Source organism: Adlercreutzia sp. (genome assembly GCF_056795635.1).
Genome location: NZ_JBQIIT010000001.1, coordinates 106472 through 130418, shown reverse-complemented (window position 1 = coordinate 130418; position 23947 = coordinate 106472). Strand labels below are relative to the sequence as shown.

General features: G+C 69.1%; 17 protein-coding genes. 2 read left to right on the top strand and 15 right to left on the bottom strand.

Features of this window, described 5'->3' with window-relative positions:
• Window positions 1-16 precede the first annotated feature (16 nt).
• Together ACTOXK_RS00580 and ACTOXK_RS00575 are read left to right on the top strand one after the other, a co-directional pair.
• Window positions 17-436: a hypothetical protein gene (locus ACTOXK_RS00580; protein WP_482277387.1), complete on the top strand. Its 420-nt coding sequence runs from the start codon at window positions 17-19 to the stop codon at window positions 434-436.
• 174 nt (window positions 437-610) lie between these two features.
• Window positions 611-1993: a sodium-dependent transporter gene (locus ACTOXK_RS00575; protein WP_482277388.1), complete on the top strand. Its 1383-nt coding sequence runs from the start codon at window positions 611-613 to the stop codon at window positions 1991-1993.
• 116 nt (window positions 1994-2109) lie between these two features.
• On the opposite strand, the gene rnr is transcribed toward ACTOXK_RS00575, so the two are convergent.
• From rnr to ACTOXK_RS00500, 15 genes are all read right to left on the bottom strand, one after another.
• A complete protein-coding gene (gene rnr / locus ACTOXK_RS00570) occupies window positions 2110-4146 on the bottom strand; it encodes a ribonuclease R (RefSeq protein WP_482277389.1) in 2037 nt (678 codons plus the stop codon).
• A gap of 21 nt (window positions 4147-4167) precedes the next feature.
• Window positions 4168-5478: a S41 family peptidase gene (locus tag ACTOXK_RS00565; RefSeq protein WP_482277390.1), complete on the bottom strand. Its 1311-nt coding sequence runs from the start codon at window positions 5476-5478 to the stop codon at window positions 4168-4170.
• Window positions 5479-5559: 81 nt separating this feature from the next.
• Window positions 5560-6474, bottom strand: coding sequence for a permease-like cell division protein FtsX (gene ftsX, locus ACTOXK_RS00560; RefSeq protein ID WP_482277391.1), 915 nt, complete (start codon window positions 6472-6474; stop codon window positions 5560-5562).
• A complete protein-coding gene (ftsE, locus tag ACTOXK_RS00555; RefSeq protein WP_482277392.1) occupies window positions 6467-7354 on the bottom strand; it encodes a cell division ATP-binding protein FtsE in 888 nt (295 codons plus the stop codon). Before ftsE ends, ftsX begins: the two co-directional genes overlap by 8 nt.
• 43 nt (window positions 7355-7397) lie before the next feature.
• Window positions 7398-8375, bottom strand: a complete 978-nt coding sequence (locus ACTOXK_RS00550) for a transketolase family protein (RefSeq protein ID WP_482277393.1) — start codon at window positions 8373-8375, stop codon at window positions 7398-7400.
• A gap of 14 nt (window positions 8376-8389) precedes the next feature.
• A complete protein-coding gene (locus ACTOXK_RS00545; RefSeq protein ID WP_482277394.1) occupies window positions 8390-9223 on the bottom strand; it encodes a transketolase in 834 nt (277 codons plus the stop codon).
• 19 nt (window positions 9224-9242) lie between these two features.
• Complete coding sequence (gene prfB, locus ACTOXK_RS00540) at window positions 9243-10343, bottom strand: peptide chain release factor 2 (RefSeq protein ID WP_482277395.1); 1101 nt, start codon at window positions 10341-10343, stop codon at window positions 9243-9245.
• Window positions 10344-10523: 180 nt separating this feature from the next.
• A complete protein-coding gene (secA, locus tag ACTOXK_RS00535; protein ID WP_482277396.1) occupies window positions 10524-13337 on the bottom strand; it encodes a preprotein translocase subunit SecA in 2814 nt (937 codons plus the stop codon).
• A gap of 1058 nt (window positions 13338-14395) precedes the next feature.
• A complete protein-coding gene (cydB, locus tag ACTOXK_RS00530) occupies window positions 14396-15430 on the bottom strand; it encodes a cytochrome d ubiquinol oxidase subunit II (protein ID WP_482277397.1) in 1035 nt (344 codons plus the stop codon).
• A 3-nt stretch (window positions 15431-15433) separates the two neighbouring features.
• The gene (locus tag ACTOXK_RS00525; protein ID WP_482277398.1) at window positions 15434-16966 is read right to left on the bottom strand and encodes a cytochrome ubiquinol oxidase subunit I; all 1533 of its coding nucleotides are present in this window, start codon (window positions 16964-16966) and stop codon (window positions 15434-15436) included.
• Window positions 16967-17098: 132 nt separating this feature from the next.
• Window positions 17099-19780 (bottom strand): AfsR/SARP family transcriptional regulator, encoded by a 2682-nt coding sequence (locus tag ACTOXK_RS00520; protein ID WP_482277399.1) that lies wholly within the window; start codon window positions 19778-19780, stop codon window positions 17099-17101.
• Window positions 19781-20621: 841 nt separating this feature from the next.
• On the bottom strand, window positions 20622-21062 hold the full coding sequence (gene rsfS / locus ACTOXK_RS00515) for a ribosome silencing factor (RefSeq protein WP_482277400.1): 441 nt from the start codon (window positions 21060-21062) through the stop codon (window positions 20622-20624).
• Between the two features lie 95 nt (window positions 21063-21157).
• Window positions 21158-21811 carry a bis(5'-nucleosyl)-tetraphosphatase (symmetrical) YqeK gene (yqeK, locus tag ACTOXK_RS00510; protein ID WP_482277401.1) on the bottom strand — a complete coding sequence of 218 codons (654 nt, stop codon included), beginning with the start codon at window positions 21809-21811 and terminating at the stop codon, window positions 21158-21160.
• Window positions 21799-22587 (bottom strand): nicotinate-nucleotide adenylyltransferase, encoded by a 789-nt coding sequence (gene nadD / locus ACTOXK_RS00505; RefSeq protein WP_482277402.1) that lies wholly within the window; start codon window positions 22585-22587, stop codon window positions 21799-21801. The genes yqeK and nadD overlap by 13 nt, the downstream gene beginning before the upstream one ends.
• Window positions 22588-22591: 4 nt before the next feature.
• Complete coding sequence (locus tag ACTOXK_RS00500) at window positions 22592-23893, bottom strand: glutamate-5-semialdehyde dehydrogenase (RefSeq protein WP_482277403.1); 1302 nt, start codon at window positions 23891-23893, stop codon at window positions 22592-22594.
• Window positions 23894-23947: the final 54 nt, after the last annotated feature.

Below are 23947 nucleotides of genomic sequence, written 5' to 3'. Positions count from 1 at the left end.
CGAAGGGAGATTCACCATGAGCTTCATCGACAAAATCAAGGATGCCGGCGAGGATATCAAGGACGCGTTCGCCGAGGGCGCCCACGACCTGGCCGAAAAAGCAGGAGACCTGAAGGACGCCGCGGCCGAGAAGGCGGGCGACATCAAGGACGCCGTAGCCGAGAAGGCGGGCGAGGTGGCCGACAAGGCCGGCGAGATGAAGGACGCCGCGGCCGAGAAGGCAGCCGACCTGAAGGAAGCCGCCGCTGAGAAGGCCAGTGACGTGAAGGAGGCCGCTGCCGACAAGGCCGACGACGTGAAGAAGGCCGCGGGAGACGCCGCCGACAAGGCCAAGGACGCGGCGGCCGACGCCAAGGCGGCCGTGGCCGAGAAGGCCGGCGAGGCCAAGCAAGCTGCCGAGGATGCGGCCGAGAAGGCCAAGGACGCCGCGCAATAGCACTCCCGAGCCGCCCCGATGGGGAAACGGCTCCCCCCTCCTGAAGGCCCCTGGGCCCCGAGATCGCGACATTTTGTCGGGTCTCGGGGCCCTTCTTTCTGGTAGCATAACCAGGTTACCGCATGTTCCGACGCCCGGCCGCTGCGTCGGCGTCCTACCCCTAAAGGAGACCCCATGGAACGCGAGCGCTTCGGCAGCCGCCTCGGCTTCATCCTCATCTCGGCCGGCTGCGCCATCGGCCTGGGCAACGTCTGGCGCTTCCCCTACATCACCGGCGAGTACGGCGGCGCGGCGTTCCTCGTGCTCTACCTCGTCTTCCTGCTCGTACTGGGCCTGCCCATCCTCGTCATGGAGTTCGCCGTAGGCCGCGGCTCCCAGCGCTCCATCGCCCGGGCCTTCAACGAGCTGGAGCCGGCAGGCACCCACTGGCACAAGTACAAGTGGATCGGTGGGGCCGGCTGCTACCTGCTCATGATGTTCTACACCACCGTGGCCGGCTGGATGCTCGCCTACGTGCCGAAGATGGCCGCGGGCCAGTTCGTCGGCGCCGATGCGGTCCAGACCCAGGCCATCTTCAACGCCATGCTGGCCGATCCGGTGGAGGTGGTGTTCTGGATGGTGCTCACCTGCGCCATCGCCATCCTCATCTGCTCCATGGGCGTGCAGAAGGGTGTGGAACGGGTCACGAAGGTCATGATGCTCGCCCTTCTGGCCATCTTGGGCGTGCTCGTGGTGCGGGCCCTCACCCTGCCCGGCGCGGCCGACGGCGTGGCCTTCTACCTGCTGCCCGACTTCTCGAAGATCTTCGCCAGCCCCGATGCCTTCTTCGAGGCGGCCTACGCGGCCATGGGCCAGGCGTTCTTCACCCTGTCCATTGGCATGGGCTCCATGACCATCTTCGGCAGCTACATCGACAAGCACCGCTCCCTCATGGGCGAGGCGGCCACCATCGGTGCCCTGGACACCGGCGTGGCCCTGGCCACGGGCCTCATCATCTTCCCCGCCTGCTTCGCCTTCGGCGTGGCCCCCGATTCGGGCCCGGGCCTCGTGTTCATCACCCTGCCGAGCGTCTTCGAGCAGATGTGGCTCGGTCAGGTATGGGGCACGCTCTTCTTCGTGTTCATGAGCTTCGCGGCCCTGTCCACGGTCATCGCCGTATTTGAGGGTATCCTGCGCTTCTCCATGGACCAGTGGGGCTGGTCGCGCAAGCGGGCGGTCATCGTGAACCTCATCGCCATTCCGCTTCTGTCCCTGCCCTGCGCGCTTGGCTTCAACGTGCTGTCCGACGTGGTCATGCCCGGCGTGGGCGACATCCAGACCGTGGAGGACTTCCTCGTGTCCAGTAACATCATGCCCTTGGGTTCCCTCGTCTTCGTGCTGTTCTGCGTGAGCCGCCGCGGCTGGGGCTGGAAGAACTTCCTCACCGAGGCCAACGAGGGTACCGGCCTCAAGTTCCCCGCCTGGCTGCGCAACTGGATGCGCTTCGGCGTGCCGGTGCTCGTGGTCATCATCCTCATCATGGGCTGGGTGCCCATCGTCACGAGCTGGATGGCGTAGAACGCTCCGCCGAGAGCTCCCCCACCGGGAGGGCGGCGGGGCTCGCACGGTCGGCCTTCGCCTTATTCTCGCAGAGAATGCGCTGAAGGCCCTCCCCTTTGCAAACCGTGCAACTCTCAGGACCGTCCTGCGGCCAGGGCGAACTCCAAAGTCCGCGTGGCCGGATCGGCCGTCTTCAGCACCACGGGAATGCGCTGGCCCAGGCGCCACGACCGGCCGCTCTCTTCCCCGGTGAGCGTGTAACGCACCGGATCGAAGGCGAAGTACTCCTCGCCGAGGGCCCGCACCGGCAGCACGCCCTCGGCCGTGCAGTCGAGGCGCACGTAGAGGCACCAGTTGGCCACTCCGGACACCACGGCCGAGAAGGCCTGGCCCGTAAAGGCCCGCAGGTACTCCACCATCTTCAGCTCCTGGGACTCCCGGGCCGCCGTGTCGGCCACGCGCTCCATGTCCGAGGAGTGCTCGGCGATCCAGGGCAGGGCCGCCACCTCCTGGTCGAACTTCTCGGGGCGTCGCGTGAGGGCCGCCCGCAGCATGCGGTGCACGACCAGGTCGGGATAGCGGCGAATGGGGCTCGTGAAATGGCAGTAGACCTCGCTGGCCAGGCCGTAGTGGCCGTCGTTGACGGGTCGGTACACGGCCCGCTTCATGGCCCGCAGAAGCAGGGAGCTCACCAGCTCGCCCTCGCTGCGCCCCGCGCTGGCCGCCAGAATCTCCTGGATGGCCCGCGGGTCGGCCGCCACGAGCCGCCCTTCCATGGAGCGCTCGAACCAGGGGAACTCCTGGAAGATGGGGATGAGGGAACCCAGCGCATCGGCCGCGGGGGCCTCGTGCACCCGGTACAGGCAGGGAAAGCCCCTCACCTCCAGGAAGGCCGCCACGGTCTCGTTGGCCAGGATCATGGCCTCCTCGATGAGGCGGGTCGCGTCGGTCTTGCGGCGCACGGCAATATCCACGGGCATCCCCGCGTCGTCGAGCACCACCTTGGCCTCGGTCGTGGCGAAGTCGATGCCGCCGGCCGCCGCCCGGGCCGCCTCCCGACGCTTCGCGATCCTCGAGGCGGCCGCGAGCCGCGCCGCGAGGGCGCCGTCCCCGGCGGCCGCCTCCCCGGTCGCTGCGGCCGCAGAGGCCAGGAGCTCGTCGGCCTCGCCGTAGGACAGCCGCGCCCGGGAGCGGATGAGGGCCGGGTACAGCTCGAAGCGCACCACATCCCCCTGCTCGTCCAGGAACAGGTCGCAGGTCATGGCCCGGCGATCCTCGTCCGGCGCCAGGGAGCACAGGCCGTTAGAGAGGGCCTCGGGCAGCATGGGAATCACCCGGTCGGCCAAATACACGCTCGTGGCCCGGCGCCGGGCATCCAGATCCACCGAGGAGTTCCAGGGCACATAGTGGGACACATCGGCGATGTGCACCCCGAGCCGCCACAGCCCCTCGTCCTTCAGGTAGTCCACCGACAGGGCGTCGTCGAAGTCCTTGGCATCGGCCGGGTCGATGGTGAACACGAAGCGGTCCCGCAGGTCGCGGTAGCCGGCCGCGAGCGCCCCGGCCTCGTCCAGCACGGCCGCCTCAGCCTCGGCAAGGGCCCCTTCGGAGAAGACGGTCTCCAGCTTGTGACGGCCGATGATGAGGTCGATGCCGGCCCGGGGCCCCTCAGCCTCCTCGGCGACGACCTCCTCGATGTGGCCCATGGCCGCCGTGCGACGGGTGGGGAACTGGGCGATGCGCACCCGCACGAGGGCCCCGTCGGGCACCTCCGGGTAGTCGGCGCGCAGGGTGAACACGTCGTAGGGGATGCGCGGGTCGGCCGGCACCACCACGCCGAAGGGCTCGGCCACCTCGTAGCGGCCCACCACCGTGTCGTGGGCCCGGTCGATCACCCGAAGCACCCGGGCCGCGGGTCGTCCCGCGCCCCCGTCGGCCTCGGCGCGGCCCTCGCCCCGGCGCCCCTTCTCGGCCCCCTTGCGGGCCAGGGGCGCCACTTCCACCAAATCGCCGTCGAAGGCGCCGCCCATAGCCGTGGCGGGGATGAAGTACTCCCCCTCCGCCGTGCGCACGAAGCCGTAGCCCTCGGCCCGGGACAGGAGCACGCCCGTGGGATTCGCTTGGGGCTTGCGCCGGGTGGCACGCCGCCCGCGGCTCTTCTGCCTGCCCATGCCAGCCTCCCTTCCCGGCCCCTAGGCGACCGGCACGAGAGAGCGGGCCGTGTCCACGGCCACGAGCATCTGGGTGTCCTCCCCCTCGGTGCTGCCATTGGCCACGCCCACCTGGGGCACCACGCCCACGCCGTCGATGGGCTGCCCCTGGGGCGAGAGGTAGTAGGCGGCCGTGTAGCGCACCGCGCCACCGAAGTCGAGCTCGCGCACCACCTGGACCGAGCCCTTGCCGAGGGAGGTCTCCCCCACCACCTGGGCCCGCTGGTTGTCCTGCAGGGCGGCGGCCAGCACCTCGGCGGCCGCGGCGGTGTACTGGTTCACGAGCACCACCACGGGCGCCTCGGTGACCACCTTGCTGCCCGAGGGCACCGACTTGGGAGTAACGCCGTCGTTGGTCTGGATCTGCACGAGCACGCCCGAGGGCACGAACAGGGCCGCCACGTCCACGGCCTGGGTCAGGTACCCGCCGGGGTTGTCCCGCAGATCCAGCACGAAGGAGGTGGCCCCCTGGGCCGTGAGGCCCTCGATGGCCTGGCGCACCAGGTCGGCGGCGTTCTGGGTCACCTGGCGCATCTTCACGACGCCCACGGTGCCCACCAGGTCCGTGGAGAGGTTCGCCTCCTCGTAGACCTTGCACTCCAGGGTCGTGGAGAACTCGCTGCCGGTCTGGGCGTCGATGGAGGCGGGGCGCAGCCAGGTAACGGACACGTTCTCCCCCTCCCGCTGGGACAGGGCGTTCACCACCTCGGTCATGGACCAGGCCGTGGTGTCCTCCCCGGCGATGGCGTTCACGAAGTCGCCCTGCTGCACGCCCTTGGCCTCGGCCTCGGAGCCCTCGAAGACCCCGGCCACGTAGGCGCGGCCGTTGTAGTCGGCGAAGATGACGCCGATGCCGGCGTAGCTGCGGCTCGTGGATTCCTTGATGTAATTGTTGTACAGGTCGGGGTTGTAGTAGGAGGCGTAGGGGTCGCCGGTGGACTTCATCATGTCGGCCAACATGGAATAGGTGGCCCCGGTGAGGTCCACCTTGTCCAAGCTGTAGGTGGCCAGAATGTCCTCCACGTCGGCCACCCGCGCGCTCACCGACTCGTAGGTGTCCTGAGCAGCGGCCTGGGAGAGGCTCGCGGCCTCCTCCTCGGTCACGGGAATGCCCCAGCTGGCCACGAGCGCCGTCTGGCTGCGCAGCACGAAGCCGGCGCAGAAGGCCACGGCCACGAGGATCACGGTGATGAACACGCGGAACATCAGCTGGTTGGTGGCACGCTCCATGCGCTGCTCGCCCCGGAACCGGGCGCTTTGGGCAATGTGGCGGCCGTTGTCTTCTCGGGCCATGGACATCTCCTTAAAAACCGAAGCGCGATCCCCAGGCTCTGCCGGAGGATCGCGCGGGCGATCGCGGTTGTGGCGAACGGGCTACACCTTCAGGTAACGCCTCATAGCGAAGGCGGAGCCGATGAGACCGATGACGAGGCCGGCCACCACGAGCACGATGTAGATCATCGCGTAGGTCTGGCCGCCCACATCGAGCGAGAGGAACGACAGGGCGCTCTGGAGCTTCGGGATGGCGTAGACGCGCAGCACCTGCAGCACGCCGACGGCCAGCAGCGAGCCGATGAGCGCATGGAGGGCGCCCTCCATGAGGAAGGGCCCGCGGATGAAGCCGTTGGACGCGCCCACCAGGCGCATGATGGCGATCTCCTTGCGCCGGGCCATGATGGCCAGGCGAATGGTGTTGTTGATGAACACGAGCGCGATGAACACGAGCAGCAGCACCAGGGCCACGCCGAGGTAGCGCACGTACTTCGTCACCGAGAACAGGCGGTCCACGGTCTTCTGGCCGTACTTGAGCGAGTCGGCCGGGTCCTCGGGGTTGTCGCAGATGGAGCGGAAGGCCTCGTCGCCCTCGATGGCGGAGGCGATCTCGTCCACCTTCTGGGGGTCGGACAGGCTCACGTCGATGGAGGCGGGCAGGGGGTTCGTGCCGTCGAGCTGCTCGATGATCTCCGGGTTGGTGGTCATGGAGCTCTTGAAGTTCTCGAGGGCCTGGTCCTTGGTGGTGAACCCGACGCTCTCCACGCCGCCCATGGAGCGCACGGAGTTCATGACCGCATCGATGGACTCCTGGGGCGCGTCGTCGGCGATGTAGGCGGTGATGGACACCTCGCTCTCGATGGAGGAGACGAGGCGCTCGACGATGGTGCCGCCCACGAGGAACACGCCGATGATGAGCAGCGACAGGAAGATGGTGATGATGGAGCCCAGGGTCGTGGAGAGGTTCCGCGCGAAGCCCTGGAGCGATTCCTTGAAGAAGTAGAACAGGCTAGACATCGAAACCGTACACCCCCCGATCCTGGTCGCGGGTCAGATGCCCGCGGTCGAGCGCGATAACGCGACGGCGCATGTTGTCCACCATCTCGCGGTCGTGGGTGGCCACGAGCACGGTCGTGCCCGTGCGGTTGATGCGCTCGAGCAGGTCCATGATGCCGCGGGAGGTCTGCGGGTCCAGGTTGCCCGTGGGCTCGTCGCAGATGAGCAGCGGCGGGCGGTTCACAATGGCGCGGGCGATGGACACGCGCTGCTGCTGGCCGCCGGAGAGCTGGTCAGGATAGCTGTTGAGCTTGTCGGACAGGCCCACGAGGCGCAGCACCTCGGGCACCTGGGTCTTGATGACGTGGCGGCTCTTCCCGATTACCTCCAGGGCGAAGGCCACGTTCTCGAAGACGGTCTTGTTCGGCAGGAGCTTGAAGTCCTGGAACACGCAGCCGATGTTGCGGCGCAGGTAGGGCACGCGCCAGTTGCGCATGGTGGTCAAATCCTCGTCCGCCACGTAGATCTTGCCCGAGGAGGGCTTGATCTCGCGGGTGAGCAGACGGATGAAGGTGGACTTGCCGGACCCGGAATGGCCCACGAGGAAGATGAACTCCCCGGCGAAGATCTGCAGGGTGATGTCGTGCAGGGCCGGCTTGCTGGGCTGGGCCGGGTAGGTCTTCGTCACATGGTCGAAGGTGATGACCGGGGCCCCCATGGGGGCGGCCATCTCGTCCACTTCCAGCACGGGAAGGGACTGGGACAACTGCGAGGTCATCGACGCCTTGGGATTGCCGGCGCTGTGGGCAGAGGCCGCGCGGGTGCGGGGATTGCCCTGGCCGGAGACCCCGGCGTGACGACCGGTGCGGCCAGGACTCGCCTGGCTCCGTTCATTCGCCACAGCTTGCTCCGTTCAGGTTGATAGGTACTGAGACTGAATAATTCTAGCAGAGGCCCGCTCGCGACCGCGCCTTTTCCACAGCTTCAACAATGGCCGCGGCATCGAGGCCGAAGTAGGCCAGCAGCTCGTCGAACTCGCCGGACTTGCCGAAGCGGTCACGCATGCCCACCAGCTCCACGGGCACCGGGCACGTCTGGGCGGCCAGCTCGCAGACGGCCGAGCCCAGGCCCCCCACGACGGAGTGCTCCTCGGCCACCACGGCGCAGCGGGTCTTCGCCAGCGAGGCCGCGATGGTCTCGCCATCGAGGGGCTTCACGGAGAAGGCGTCGATGACCTCGGCGGACACCCCGCGCTCGGCCAGCACGTCGGCGGCCAGGAGCGCCTCGCGAATTTCCACGCCGTTGGCCACGATGGTCACATCGCAGCCCTCGCGCAGCACGTAGGCGCGGCCGATCTCCAGCTCCACATCGTCGTCGTAGACGCAGGGCACGGCGGCGCGTCCCATGCGCACGTAGACGGGGCCGGGGGTGGCGGCGGCCAACTTGATGGCGGCCCGGGCCGCGGCGTAGTCGGCAGGCACGAGCACGCGCATGCCGGGAAGGCCGCGCATGAGGGACACGTCCTCGAGCATCTGATGGGAACCGCCGTCGGGGCCCACGGAGATGCCGGCGTGGGTGGGGGCGATCTTCACGTTCAGGTTGGAATAGCACACGGTGTTGCGGATCTGGTCGTAGGCGCGGCCGGTGCCGAACACGGCGAAGGAGCCGGTGAAGGCCACGTTGCCGGCCAGGGACAGGCCCGCGGCCACGTCCACCATGTTCTGCTCGGCGATGCCGCAGTTGAACAGGCGGTCGCCATGGCCCGCGTCGGCCAGCTTCTTAGTAGTCGTGGAACCGGTCAGGTCGGCGTCCACCGCCACGACGGGCACGCCGGCGTCGGCCAGCTCCGCCAGGGTGGCGCCGAATGCGGCGCGGGTGGCCTTCTTCTGGGCCGCAGCCTCAGCGCTTGCGAGTTTCACCATGGGTACCCTACCTCCTATGCTACCGCAGCGGACAGCTCCGCCAGGGCGATTTCCAGCTCCTCTGCCTTGGGCGCCTTGCCGTGCCAGCCGGCCTGGTTCTCCATGAAGGAGACGCCCTTGCCCTTCACCGTGGCGGCGATGACGGCCACGGGAGCGGCCTCGTCGGCGGCCGCGGCCTTCAGGCGGCCGAGGGTGGCCACCAGGGCATCGATGTCGTGGCCGTCGACGCGCACCACGTCCCAGCCGAAGGCGGCGAACTTCTCGCCGAGGTCACCCGGGTCGCACACGTCGTGGATGCAGCCGTCGATTTGCAGCTCGTTGTTGTCGATGATGGCGATGAGGCGCCCCAGGCGCTGGTGGGCGGCGAACATGGCGGCCTCCCAGACCTGGCCCTCCTCGCACTCGCCGTCGCCGAGAATGGTGAAGACGCAGCCCGCCTCGCCGGTCAGGCGCAGGCCGGCGGCCAGGCCGGCGGCCACGGAGAGTCCCTGGCCGAGGGAGCCGGTGGACACCTCAACGCCCGGCAGCAGGTTGGAATCGGGGTGGCCCTGCAGGCGCGTGCCCAGCTTGCGCAGGCTCGCAAGTTCCTCGACAGGGAAATAGCCGGCGTGGGCCAAAGTGGCGTAGAGAGCCGGGGCTCCGTGGCCCTTGGCCAGGATGAAGCGATCGCGACCGACCTTGGCCGGATCGGCGGGATCGTGGTCCAGCACGCCGCCGAAGTACAGCGCCGTGAGCATATCGGTGCAGGAGAGCGAGCCGCCGGGATGCCCGCTGCCCGCCTCCGTGATCATGGTCAGAATGTCCTTGCGGATGTCGGTGGCCTTCCCCACCAGCTGCGCCGTATCCATAGCCTGCCTTTCCCTTGGACTACTGATTCGATACTCTCCACGTATGATACCCGATGACGAAGGGTTCCAGGGCGCCGCCGAGCACTGCGTCCACATTTCCCGTCTCAACGCCGCTGCGCAGGTCCTTCACCAGCTGGTAGGGGAACAGCACGTAGTTGCGGATCTGGCTGCCGAAGGAGTTCTCCATGCGCTCGCCGCGCAGCTCATCGATCTCGGCCTGGCGCTTGCGCTCCTCCAGCTCGTAGAGCTTGGCGCGCAGCACCCGGAAGGCCGCCTCCTTGTTCTGGAGCTGGCTCTTCTCGTTCTGGCAGGTGACCACGATGCCCGTGGGCTCGTGGGTGAGGCGCACGGCCGAGTCGGTGGTGTTCACGCACTGGCCGCCGGGGCCCGAGGAGCGGTACACGTCCACGCGCACGTCGGCGGGGTTCAGATCCACCTCGATGTCGTCGGCGATGACCGGCAGCACCTCCACGGAGGCGAAGGTGGTCTGGCGGCGCTTCTTGGCGTCGGTGGGGGAAATGCGCACAAGGCGGTGGATGCCGATCTCGCTGCGCAGCATGCCGTAGGCGTAGCGGCCCTCGATCTGGATCGTGGCCTTGTCGAGCCCGATGCCCTCGCCGGGCACCAGATCGAGCACCGTCACCTTCCAACCCTTGTCCTCGGCGTAATGGACGTACATCTGGTAGAGCATCTCGGTCCAGTCCTGGGCCTCGAGGCCCCCTTGGCCCGGGTTCACGGTCAGGATGGCGTCGCCCTCGTCGAACTCCCCGGCGAACCAGGACTCGATCTCCAGCTGGTCGAGCAGGGCGGTCAGTTCGGAGGCGGCCTGGGCGGCCTCCTCGGCGAAGGCCTCGTCGTCGCTGGCCAGCTCGCAGGCAGTCGCGGCATCGTCGGCCAGGGAGCAGGCCCGCTCGTAGTCGGCGATGGTGGCCCGCAGGCTCGAGGCCCGCTTGCTCACGGCCTGGGCCGCCGCCGCGTCGTTCCAGAAGTCCGGCGATGCCGCCTGCTCGTCGAGGGCGGCCAGGTCGGCGGTCTTCTCGTCGATATGCAGGAAGGCCCGCGCATCAGCCAAGCGGCCCCGCGCCCCTTCCAGTTCCTTCTGTATGTCCTTCAGTTCCATAATCTCCAACTCACAGGTTCGCCCAAGGAAGACAGCGAGGTTCCGACCGGCACCTGAAATTGCCCCGCCTTGGGGCCAAGTTGGCTTGGGCCAACGCCGCGCCCCAAACAAGGGGCAAGGTCAGGTGCCGGTCGGAATCGCAGCGTCAATAGGCCCGACGTTGCGTCAGCAACGGCGGAACTACAAATTCGCGCCGTGGCACTTCTTGAACTTCTTGCCGGACCCGCAGGGGCAAGGATCGTTGCGGCCCACGTTGGCGTAGGGGTCTTCCTTGTCCTTCACGAAGGTCTGGGGCTTGCTCGGGGCCGGGCGCGGGGCGCCGGCCGGCATGTTGGCGGCAGCGTGGCGGCCGCGCACCCCGGAAGTGGCCAGGGCCTCCTCGGGCGAGGAGTAGCTCATCTTGCGGGCGAGCGGGTCCTCGGCCTCCCCCAGAGGGCTCGGGGCGGCCGCGGGGGCGCCGGGCGCGGCCGCGGGCTTCGCGGCGATCTCCAGGCGCAGCAGGGTGCGCAGGTAGTCGTCGTACATGGAGCTCGTGAGGTTCTGGAAGGCGTTGTAGGCCTCGTTCTTGTACTCCACGAGAGGGTCGCGCTGGCCGAAGGCCCGCAGGCCGATGCCGGTCTTCAGATAGTCCATCTCCTGGAGGTGGGCCATCCAGCGGGTGTCGATGATGCGCAGCATGACCTGGGCCGAGAGGTTCTCCATGAGATCGCTGCCCAGCTGCTGGGTCTTCTGCTCGTAGATCCACTCCAAGAACTCGTAGAGGGCGTCGGCCAGAGCCTCGGGGTCGTCCTCGTGGTTCACCTTGGCCACGGCGAAGTCGCTGCAGCCGGACATGTTGGCGGCCCACAGGTCGATGGCCTTCAGGTCCCAGTCGTCGGAGGCGGACCGCTCGGGGCAGCACTCCCCCACGATGGCGTCCACAGCGTCGCGGATGATGCCGGGGATGCGGTCGGTCATGGACTTGCCGTCCAGGATGGCGTTGCGCTCCTCGTAGATGGCCTTGCGCTGGAGGTTCATGACGTCGTCGTACTCCAGCACGTTCTTGCGGGCGGCGAAGTGCATGGATTCCACCTGGCGCTGGGCGCTCTCGATGGATTTTGACACCATGCCCGCCTGGATGGGCATGTCGTCTTCCTGGTTGGTCTTCTCCATCATGTGGGCGATGGAGTCCATCTTCGAGCCGCCGAACAGGCGCATGAGGTCGTCTTCCAGAGACAGGTAGAACTGGGTCACGCCCGGGTCGCCCTGACGGCCGGAACGGCCGCGCAGCTGGTTGTCGATGCGGCGGGACTCGTGGCGCTCGGTGCCGATGACGCACAGGCCGCCGGCGGCCCGCACCTTCTTCTGCTCCTCGGCGCAGATGGCCCGCGCCGCCGCCAGGGCCGCGGCCCGCTGCTCGGCCGTGGGCCAGGCCGGGTTCTTGGCCCCCTCGTCGGTGAGCGGCGCGGCGTCCGGGTCCAGGCCGCGCTGGCGCAGCATGTCCTCGGCCAGCACGTCCGGGTCGCCGCCGAGGCGGATGTCCGTACCGCGGCCGGCCATGTTGGTGGCGATGGTCACGGCGCCGAGGCGGCCGGCCTGGGCCACGATGTGGGCCTCGCGCTCGTGGTGCTTCGCGTTCAGGGTCTCGTGGGGGATGCCGCGCTTGTCCAGCAGGCGCGACAGCTTCTCGGAGTTCTCGATGGACACGGTGCCGATGAGGCAGGGCTGACCGGCGGCGTGGCGCTCGGCAATGTCGTTGGCCACGGCGGCGAACTTCCCCTCCACCGTGCGGTACACCAGGTCGTTCTCGTCCTTGCGGGCCACCGGCTTGTTCGGCGGGATGGCCATGACCGGCAGCTTGTAGATCTGGCGGAACTCGGCGTCCTCGGTCATGGCCGTGCCGGTCATGCCCGAGAGCTTGTCGTAGAGGCGGAAGTAGTTCTGGAGGGTGATGGTGGCCAGAGTCTGGTTCTCCTCGCGCACGAGCACGTGCTCCTTGGCCTCCAGGGCCTGGTGCAGGCCCTCGGAGTAGCGGCGGCCCTCCATGATGCGGCCGGTGAACTCGTCGACGATCTTCACCTCGCCGTCCATCACCACGTAGTCCACGTCGCGGTGGAACAGGAACTGGGCCTTCAGGGCCTGCTGGAGGTGGTTCGCCAGCTGGCCGGAGGGATCGGCGTAGATGTTCTCGATGCCGAGCATGGCCTCGATCTTCTCCAGGCCGCTCTCCGTGGCGTTGATGGTGCGCTTGGCCTCGTCCATGTCGAAGTCGGTGCCCTGCTTGAGCCCGGGCATGACGCGGGCGAACTTCTTGTAGGTGTCGGCGGCCTGGGTGCCGGCGCCGGAGATGATGAGCGGCGTGCGGGCCTCGTCGATGAGGATGGAGTCCACCTCGTCCACGACGGCGAAGTGGTGGCCGCGCTGCACCCGGGAGCTGCCGCGGGTCACCATGTTGTCGCGCAGGTAGTCGAAGCCGAACTCGGAGTTGGTGCCGTAGGTGACGTCGGCCTCGTAGGCGGGCTTCTTCGCCGCCGGGGCCATGCCGTTCTGGATGAGGCCGGTCTTCATGCCGAGGAAGCGGTAGATCTGGCCCATCCACTCGCAGTCGCGGCGGGCCAGGTAGTCGTTCACGGTGACGATGTGCACGTTGTGGCCGGGAATGGCGTTCAAGTAGCCGGCCAGGGTGGACACGAGCGTCTTGCCCTCGCCGGTCTTCATCTCGGCGATCTGCCCCTCGTTCAAGGCCATACCGCCGATGAGCTGCACGTCGAAGTGGCGCAGGCCGATGGTGCGCACGGACGCCTCGCGCACGGCGGCGAAGGCCTCGGGCAGCAGGTCGTCCAGCGTCTCGCCGGCGGCGTAGCGCTCGCGGAACTCGGTCGTCTTAGCGGCCAGCTCCTCGTCGGTCAGGGCCTGGAAGGCCGGCTCCAGCCCGTTGATCTTGTCGACGGTGGCCTGGTAGCGCTTCAGCTGCTTGCCCTCGCCCATCGTGAGCAGTTTGGAGAGAAATCCCATGGGTGGCATCTTCTTTCTCTACGGTATCGGGTCGGTCTCTTCGGGCCGCCCGCTCCGGTGCGTCCGCGGCCCCGCACGGGCCGCGCCACCGGGGTCGAGCGCCCCCCGCGCGTAAATCCGTTCCACTCTACCACAAGGGCCCCCGCCCGCCCCCGATTCCACAGGGTTTGCAGGGAGCCCGTCACCGCCCGCCATGCGGGGCGGCCGCACGATGCCCCCGCCCACAGTACCCCGGCCACCCTGTCCCGACGCACAGGGTGGGCTGCCGGGTGACACGCGGGGTGGCCGCCGCCACAGCGCTCCGGCCACCCTCCCCCGGCGCACGGGGTGGCAGCCACCGGGCGACACGCAGGGTGGTCGCCGCCAGGGCGCCCCGCCCCAGGACGCTCCCGCTCGCAGCGCGCCGGCCATCCCCCAGCGCACAGGGTGGCCGCCACCGGGTGACACGCAGGGTGGTCGCCATCTGACCCGCACGATGCCCACCGCATCCCCTGTCCGCACGGCCCTGATCGGTCGCCGCCAGGACGCTCCCGCCCGTAGCGTGCCACCGTCGCACTCGTTCGGTCACCACCCGACCCGCACGATGTCCACCGCATCCCCCCGTCCGCACGGCCCCGATCGGTCGCCGTCTTCCCACCTCCTCCCGTTCGACCCCTACCAACCCCCAGCCCGCAACTTTTTACCGGCAGAAATCGGGGGTTGGGTATCCCCGAAAGTACCCAATCCCCGATTCTTGCCAAAACTGACCTGGGGTTTCTCGAATGTCGGTACCAAACCCCTCGTTTTTGGCATACCAAACCCCGCGATTCTGCCGGAAATGCATGCAAGAAGGGGCCGGAACCCAGAGAGGTTCCGGCCCCTTGGAAACGCCTGGCTCCGCTAGGGTCACCGGGCTTGCAGGACCCACAAAACCCACAGCACTCGCGGCGCTTGCAGGGCTCGCAGAGGCCACCGGGTGCGCAGCTCTTGCAGCGCTCGCAGAGCCTGCCGGGCTCGCAAGGCTCGCAGGACGCGCCCGATCGGATCCCCAGGCGAAGGCCCGGCAGCGCGCCCAAAGCCTAGTAGTGCGTCAGATCCTCCGGCTTCACGCGGCCGCGGAAGGTGCGGTAGATGATGACGTGGTAGGTCAGCACCAAAGGCAGGCCCACGGCGGTGATGATGGTCATCCAGAACAGCGACAGCTCCGAGGAGGCGGCGTTGGCCAAGGTGATGGCCGGGCCCACCGAGTCAGGGGTCGCGTTCACGAGCACGGGGAACATCGAGCAGGCCAGAAGCGCCACCAGCGCGATCATGGCCCCGGACTGGGCCAGAAACGCCTTCAGGTCGCCGTCAGGTCGACGGCCGAAGACGATGGAGGCCGCCAGGGCCGCCACGACCAGCGCCGCGCACAGCCAGCGCGCCGGCGCCAGGGCCGGGTCCATCTCGGTGCCCACGAGAGCCAGGGCGAACACCGACACCACGGCGAACAGCACCAGGGCGATCACCTGGAGCGGCAGGCGCAGGTGCTGTGCCCGCTCGCGCAGCTCGGAGGGCAGCGGGGCCTTCAGAGCCGCCCACGCCGCACCGGCGGCCAGGAACATGACCAGGCCGAGCAGGCCCGTGAGCAGCGTGAAGGGCGTGATGAGCCCCAGCAGCGGCACCCCGGCGTAGTTGCCGGCGGCATCCATGGGAATGCCGGCGAAGATGTTGCCCACGGCCACGCCCAGCAGCAGGGCCGGCAGCAGCGAACCCACGAAGAAGCAGCCGTCCCACAGCTTCGCCCAGCCGGGGTCGCCGGCGCGGAACTCGAAGGACACCGCGCGCACGATGAGGCCGAACAGCACGAGCATCACGGCCAGATAGAACCCGGAGAAGGTGGTGGCGTAGGCGTTGGGGAACGCTGCGAACAGGGCGCCGCCGGCCGTGAGCAGCCACACCTCGTTGCCGTCCCACACCGGCCCGATGGCCCGGCGCAGCACCGCGCGCTCCTCGTCGTCCTTGGCGATGAGGGGCGAGAGCGCCCCCACGCCCAGATCGAAGCCGTCCAGCACGAAGTAGCCGGCGATGAGCACGAAGATGAGGAAGAACCACAGTACGCTCAGGAACTCGAACATGGCCTACTCGCCTCCCTTCGCAACGGCGCCGTCCTCCGCGGCGGCCGCCTCGGCCACCTCGACGGCCACGGCCCCATCGCCCTCGGCGAGGACGACGCCGTCGGCAACCGCGACCGCCGCTAAAGCGGGCGAAGCCTCGGAGCTATCGGCGCCATCGCCGTCCTCGGCCACCGGGCCCTCCTTGATGAAGCGGCCCACCACGCGGGCCCAACCGATGAGCAGCACCAGGTACACGACGACGAACAGGCCGATGGTCACCCACAGCTCGGGCGCCGACACCGACAGGGAGATGCCCTCGTCGGTGAGCAGGGCCACGCCCTCGGGCCCGGAGACGGAGGGATACACCACCCAGGGCTGGCGACCCACCTCGGCGGTGATCCAGCCGGTCTGGATGGCGATGAAGGGCCACAGCGGCGAGAGCACCGCGAGCCATTGCAGCCAGCGCATACGGGCGATGCGGCCGCCCCGGAAGGTGAACACGAGCACGAGAATGCTCGTCACCATGATGAGGCCGTACATGGCCACCATGAGGTGATAGCTCTGGAACACGAGGTTCACCGGCATATCCTCCACCACCATATCACCGTACTCCTCGGTCTGGGCCAGCTCGTTGAGGCCCGGGTACTCCGTGTCGAAGTTGCCCGTGGCCAGAAAACTCGTGCCGCCGGGAATGGCGAAGGGGGCGATGACCTCCTGGGTTTCCTCATCCACGATGCCCACGGCGTACAGCGGCGGCACCTCGGAGTCGTACATGCCCTCCATCATGGCGAGCTTGGTGGGCTGTTCCTCCCACACCACCACGGCCGAGGCGTGGGCGAACACGATCATGGCGCAGGACGTGACGATGCCCACCACCGCGGCGATGCGCATGGTCTTCATGGCGAAGTCGCTGTGGCGCTTCTTCAGCATGTACCAGCCGGCCACGGCCATGGCCACGAAGGCGCCCATGATGAGCAGGGCGTCCACCGTGTGGGTGTAGCGGGCGAAGATGGACGGGTTGAAGGCGGCCGAGAAGAAGTCGGTGATGACCGCCTCAGTGCCGTCGGCGTTCAACTCGGCGCCGGCCGGCGTCTGCATCCAGGAGTTCGCGATGAGGATCCACAGGGCCGACAGGCAGGATCCGGCCCACACGAGCCAGGCGGACACCATGTAGAACCGCGGCGACACGCGCTTGCGGCCGAACAGCAGCACGCCCAGGAACATAGATTCCAGGAAGAAGGCGAGCAGGGCCTCGGCCGCCAAGGGCGCGCCGAAGATGTCGCCGACGAAGCGCGAGTAGTTCGCCCAGTTCGTACCGAAGGAGAACTCCATGGTGATACCCGTGGCTACGCCGATGGCGAAGGTCGCGGTGAAGATCTTCACCCAGAACTTCGTCGCCGCCGCATCCTCGGGTCTGCGTGTGCGATAGTAGCGCGTCTCGTTGATGGCCAGAATGAGCCCGAGCCCGATGGACAAGGGCACGAACAGGAAATGGTAGGCCACCGTCAGCGCGAATTGCACGCGCGACAGCAGGGCCACATCAGCGAAGGCCTCCATGGCACACCCCCTTTCAAATCAGGTCCGGCCCATAACCCCATCGAGCGGCCGGACGCTTCCGTGTACACAGCCGATTCCCGGACGGGAAGCAGCCCGGGAACATAGTACACGCTTTCGCGGGCCGCGTCTGCGTCAACCATGGGAAATCGCGCTCCGTTCCCCCACGGCCATGTCGCCCTCCAGGAGCGATTGGTAGAGCGCCTGCAACGACGGAGAGGGATCCAGACCCAGGGAGTCGCCGAGAAAGTCGCGGCAGGCGAAGAAGGTGTCCAGAGCGGCGCTGCGCTGATCCGAGACCATCTGGGCCCGCATGAGGGCGGCGTAGACATCCTCCCGCGTGCCGTCCCGGCGCAGGGCCTCGCGGGCGAACCAGAGGGCGCCCTGGGGCTCCCCATCCCGGCGCAGGCGGCACGAGGCGGCCACGAGCCCGTCCACCATCTCGGTGGCGAATCGGTCGCGGAACTGCCCCACGGTCTCGCAGCCTCCCTCCGTCGGCAGCAACGGCGCATCGAAGGTCTCTTGGAGTTGGAGAATAACCTGCTCCCAAGCGAGAGAGCCCGTCGCGGGCCCGAACAGAAGGTGCCGGGTCAGCGATTCGAAGTCGACCACGTCGCTGACGAGCAGGGCCGGATCGAGGCGACAGCCGTAGCGGTCGCGCACCAGATAGGGGCACCGGCCACCCACGGCCAGGATGCGGGACAGCTCGCTCCACACCCGGTAGAAGCTCTTGGCCCCGGTGCGCTGATCGGCGGCGGGCCACATCATGGCCACGATGCGCTCCCGCGTCAGCTCGCGGCCGCGGTGAAGCACGAGCAGGGCCAGCAGAAGCCGAGCCCGGCGGCGCGACTTGAGGGCTGCGGTCACGTCGGTCTCCCCCACCGACACCGTCATGGCCCCGAAGAGCCGCACGTGCAGCAGGGGCGGCGCCAGGGGCACGGCGGCGACGCAGGACGAGACGGCGGAAGCGTCCTCGCGACCGGCGAGCGGGAAGGCGGCGGGAACGGAGGGGGCGGCGAAGGGGTCTGCACCGGGGCCAACGGGGGCGGAACTGCGGCGGGGGCGAGCCGGGGCCGCGGTCTCTCGGCCGCAGCGGGCCATGGAGATGCGGGCCTCGTCGAGGGCTGCTTGGGTCCGCTCCCCCAGGCCTGGCAAGCCCGCGAGGGCGAGGGCGCCCTCGATGCGCTCCAGGGCCGCGGCCGCCTCCCGTCCGCCGAGGCCCAAGCTGCCGCCTGCGGCGGCGCGCTCGGCGCACTCAGCCACGAAAGAAGCCAGGGCCGCCAGATCGGCTCCCGCAAGCAGAGAGGCATCCTCGCGGCCGGGCTCGAAGGCCCCGGTGGACGCTGCGGCATCCAGGGCCCAGGCGGCAGCCAGGAGCAGGGCCTGTTCCAGGTCACCTTCCATCGGGGCGGCGTCGAGCAACTCACGAGCTATCCCGTGCCAGCGAGCGAGGGGGTCCTCTCCGCTCCGATCGGCCAGGGCCACGGAGGCGAGTGCGCGCAGCGCCCCCTCGTGAGCACCGCCCGTCGGCTCCTGGGCGGTGCGGGCAAGCCACGATTCCACGGGCTCGGCCATGGCCCGTCGCGCCGCGGCATTGCCCTGGCCGTAGGCGGCCAGGGCCGCGGCGGCCCGCACCATGTCGGAGGCCTGGGGCGAGCCGAGGGCCTTTCGGGCGAACTCGATGGCACGGCGGCCGTCCCCGGCCAGGGCCCGAGCCCAGGCCATCATCGCGTTCACCCCGGCCCGCTCCTCCACTCGGATGTGGCAGACCGTCCGATAGAGCTCCTCCAGCTCGGCACCGCCGTCGGCCCACAAGAGATGCCATCCGGCCCGGCCGAGCCATGCGGACACCGCCTCGCGGCTGGCAAAGGCCCCCATCACCGTCGCAGCCCGACGGCCAGCTCCCCGGGCCACCATTCGGTCGGCCACCAGACGCACCATCTCGTCGCGCTCGAAACGCCCCTGAACACGGGCAAGGGCATCGAGACTGGGGGCCAGGGCGGCCCGCAGCACCGGAAGGGGCACCTTCACGGCGTCGAAGGCATCCTCGTCCGCCGCGATACCGGTATAGGGGTAGTGCTGCGCCAAAAAGCCCCAGATCTCCCCCGCGCGGACGCTGCCCACGAGCAGGGCCAGATCCGACCGGCTGCCGCGACCCATGGCGAGAACGGCCCACAGCGCAATGCGCGTCTCAGCGGGCAGCTCCTCGGCGGCGAGGCCCCGCACCAAAGCCGCCTGCCCCTCCTCGCCCCAGCGCAGACAGGGCACGCGCATCGCCAAGGGCAGCCCCACCGCAGGCCGGAAAGGAGCCAGACCGTCAGCCCGCGCCTCCTCCTCGTCGACGAGCAGATCCCCCGCCCCGACCGTCACGCGGTCGCGCTGGAGGGCCGCCCAGCCGTCTGCGGCGGGAGCGCAGGTGACGATCACCTCGCAACCACTCTCCAAAAGCCGGTCGACGGCCGTCGAGAGGGCCGCCTCCCGCTCTTCGTCGAGGACGGGCACATCGGCGAGCACGACCAGAGACGCCTCGGGATCGCACGCCGCCACAGCGGAGGCGAGCACGCCGGCGTCCAGATCGCGCAGGAAGCACGGGGAGGTGCCGCTGATCCAGAATACGTGCTGGAAGCCGAATACCACCTCGGCGTACTCGTAGGCCACCGTCGCCTTGCCGAACCCCGTCGGCGCCACAAGGAAGCGGGCGACGCGGCGGTTGCGCAGCAGCTGCGACACGAGGTGCGGCCGGCTCGCGAACCGCTCGGGGGCCACTGAGGTGGGGCGGATGCCGCGGCAGGCGCATTGCTGGATGAAACGGGTCATGGAGCTCCTTTCGCTCTCACGGTTGAAAACAGCCCGACGCACCCTAAGCCTCTGCGCCGCCGGGCGCAAGGGGCAGCCCGGCGCTCCCAGCCTGTGCCGCCCAACTGCTGGCAACCGCCAGGCGGGGTTCAGGTCACTGTCGGGCACCCTGTCGGTTTCCGATTCGCCCTGTTCCGACCCCTCCTTCGATCCTTCCGGTCACGGCGGCCCCACCCGGCCGCCGGACAACCTCCTCGGCCCCGGGCAATCGCGGGAAGCCCCGAACCGACGAAGCGGTCCTCAAAATGCAGGCACTTTCCATGAGCCCTCTGTTGTCATCCAGCCCCGTCGCGAGGCGTGCGACAGGGCCGCTGCAGGGGCGCTCCAGGTTTATCGCAGGCCCGGCGCGGGAACGGCACCAGGATTCCCGTGGGAATGCGCCCCCACTTTTCCGTCCCCCACCACGACATTTCGCCCCTCTCCCCACGGTTCCTCCACGAACCGCCCCCTCCCGCAACGGGACCGGGCGGCGAACCTCCCCCTCTCGCAACGGGGCTGAGCGGCGAATCGGCCTCCCCGCGGCGGGGGCTGTGCGGCGAATCGCATCTTCCCTTGACGGGTCTGGGCGACGAATCAACCCTCCCCTCAGCGGGAACGCGCCGCAAATTCCCCTTCCCGAAAGGAAGACTGGACGACAAATCATCCCCCCTCTCTCCGCCTCCTTCCCTCTTCCTCTCCTTCCTCCTCTTCCTCACCGAACCGCCCTACGGTCCCCCCTTCCCACCCCGCACAAAGAAAAAGGACCCCGCAGGGTCCTTTCCGTTCAGCTCCTTGCGCCGCATGCGCCATGCGGCAGATGCCCCTAGGCCGGCTTGCGGCCCAGCAGCTTGGCGATGCGCTCGGAGTACTCGAGGTTCTCGAGCCCCGCCTCCGTGGCCAAATCGATGGTGGGCGCGTCGTTCCACAGCGCCTCGAGGCGGTAGTACTCGCGCGTCTCGGGCATGAACACGTGCACCACGATGTTGCCGTAGTCCAGCAGCGACCAGCTCCCGTCCGGCGACACCTCCCGATGGGTCGGCTTGATGCCCGCGTCCTCCCGCAGCTTGTCCTCGATCTCGTCGATGATGGCGTCCACCTGGCGGGAGTTGGCCGCCGTGGCGATGACGAAGTAGTCGGTCACGCCGATGAGCTCGCGCACCTCCTGCACCATGATGTCGGTGGCCTTCTTCTCATCGGCCGCCTGCGCCGCGATGATGGCGCACTTCCGCGAGAATGCGGCCTGCTCGGCAACAGCGTCGGTCATGCTGTCCTCCCATTCAGTACGAATCAAAAAACGAATCTACTTACCATAGCACAAGGGAAGGGCCGCTCGCCCTTCCGGGAAAACCTCCGCGGATTCTACGGCCGCCCGTAGGGCATGGGGTCGGCCCCGGGCGCGGCCCGGAACACCTCCTGGGCCGGCATGTAGGAGTTCCAGATCTCGGTCGTGCGCGAGTACAGCGGGTGGCGCCGCTCCAGAATGAGCCGCACCCAGTAGGCGTACACGTCCAGGAACAGCTCGTCCAGCGTCGCCTCGCCCACCCGGGCCCGCAGCTTCTCCACGGTCTTGCCGCCCCGCCCCGGTTCCAGGGCGTCGGCGATGTAGACCACCTTGTCCAGAGGGGTCATGGCCTTCTCCCCCACCGTGTGCCGGGCGATGGCCTGGAGCACCGCCGGGTCGAGGGCGGGGAATTCCCGGGCCAGGGCCGCCGCGGCCGTCATCCCGTGGAGCACCCGGGGCATGCCCCGCAGCTCCTCGGACAGATCGAGGCCCAGCTCGTCCACCCGGGCCAGAATGCCCGGGTCGTCGTAGCCCTTGTCCCAATCGTGCAGCAGGCCCGCGAGGTAGGCGGCCTCCTCGTCGGCCCCGTAGGTGCGGGCCAGGGCCCGGGCGGTGTCGGCCACCCCGAGGCTGTGCTGGTAGCGGCGCGGCCCCACGCGCTCGGCCAGCTCGGCTCGGCGGGCCTCGACGAAGGCGGGGTCTGCGGGATCGGTCACGGTCACGGCGTCCATGGCGCCTCCTTTCCGCCTCCCGCCACAGCCGCAGCGGGGGCCTCCAAGCGATAGAGCCCGCGCGCCTCGATGATCTCGCGCACGGGATCGGGGGTCAGGTAGCGCAGCGAGAGCCCCCGGGCGGCCCGCTCGCGCAGGTAGCTCGACGAGATGGCCAGGGCCGTCACCTCGAAGTAGTCCACCTGAAACGCCCCGCGGGAGGCGAGCTCCTCCTTGAAGGGCTCGGTGACCGCGAAGCCGGGGCGCGTGGCGGCGGCGAAGCGGGCGAGGCGCGCCACCTCGGCGCTCTCGTGCCAGCGGGCGATGGACAGGATGGCGTCGGCCCCGGCGATGAAGAACAGCTCGACGTTGGCCGGGTAATGGTCCCGCAGCGCGCGCAGCGTGTCCACGGCGTAGGTGATGCCGGGCCGGTCCACCTCCAGGGAGCTCACCGCGAAGGCGGGGTTGCCCGCCACGGCGGCGCGGCACATCTCGAGGCGCACCGCCCCGTCGGTCACCGCCCGATCCCGCTTGAAGGCCGGGCGCCCCGTGGGAATGAACACCACGCCGGCCAGGCCGAAGGCCTCCCGCGCCTGCTCGGCGCAGGCCAGGTGCCCCTGGTGGATGGGGTCGAAGGTGCCCCCCATGATGCCCAGGCGCACCGGGGCGCCGTCTGACCCCACCCCGTCGAAGCGGGGGCAGACCACCGCCGGGCGCCCTTCCCCGACCGCCGCGGGAGCGCCGGCCGCACCCTGTGCGCCGCGGCAGCCCCGGCCGTCCTGTTCGCGTCCGGTCACGGCCTTAAGCCCTCACCTGGCCGTCGCCGCGCAGCACGTACTTGTAGGACGTGAGCGCATCGGCGGCGAAGGGGCCGCGGGCGTGGATCTTCTGGGTGGAGATGCCGATCTCGGCCCCGAGGCCGAACTGGCCCCCGTCGGTGAAGGCCGTCGAGGCGTTGGCGTACACGGCGGCGGCGTCCACCGCGGCGAGGAAGGCGTCGATGACCGCCTCGTCGGTGGCCACGATGGCCTCGGAGTGCTTGGTGCCGTATCGGTTCACATGGGCGATGGCCTCATCGGGCCCCTCCACCACGCGCACCGCCAGGTGCGGCCCCAAATACTCGGTCTCCCAGTCCGCCTCGCCCCCCGGCACCACGGCCGGCGATGCCTCGTCGGCCCCGTCGGCCACGGGCAGGCCGGCCTCCCGGGCCAGGGCGAGCACCGTCTCGTCGCCGTGCACCGTGATGCCCGCCTCCAGCAGCTCGCCCAGAATCGGCGGCAGCACCGAGGGGGCGACGGCCGCGTCCACCAGCAGGGTCTCGGCGGCGTTGCACACGCCGAGGCGGCGGCACTTCGCGTTCATGATGATATCGCGGGCCATGGCGGGATCGGCCGAGGCGTGCACGTACACGTGGCAGTTACCCGTGCCCGTCTCGATGACCGGCACCTTCGCGTGCTCGACGCAGTGGCGGATGAGCCCGGCGCCCCCGCGGGGGATGAGCACGTCCACCAGGCCGTGCAGCCCCATGAGCACGTCGGTGGCGGCCCGGTCGGTGGTGGTGATGGCGCAGATGGAGCCCTCGGGCAGGCCGGCCCCCACGGCGGCGGCCGCCAGAATGTCGGCAATGGCCTCGTTGGAGCGGGCCGCGAGGCTGCCGCCCCGCAGCACGCAGGCGTTGCCCGACTTCACGCAGACGCCGGCGGCATCGGCGGTCACGTTGGGCCGCGCCTCGTAGACCATGGCCACCACGCCGAGAGGCACCGATACCCGGCGCAGGCGGATGCCGTTGTACAAGGTGGATTCCAAGGACACCACGCCGAGGGGGTCGGGCAACTCCCGCAGCTCGTCGAGGGCATCGGCCATGGCGCCCACCCGGGCCTCGTCCAGCATGAGTCGGTCCAGCAGGGCCTCGCTCGTGCCGGCCGCCCGGGCCGCGTCCATATCGGCCCCGTTGGCCTCCACGATCTCGGCCGCGTGCTCCCGCAAGGCCGCAGCCATGGCGGCCAGGGCGTCGTCGCGCTCCTCGGTCGTCGTCACTGCCAGCTTCGCGCTCGCCCCCTTGGCCCTCTTCGCAAGCAGAACCACGTCGTCTCGTATATCCATGTTGAACCTTTCTCTGCTTCCTGCACCTTCTCACGGGAACCGGCGCTGTCAGCG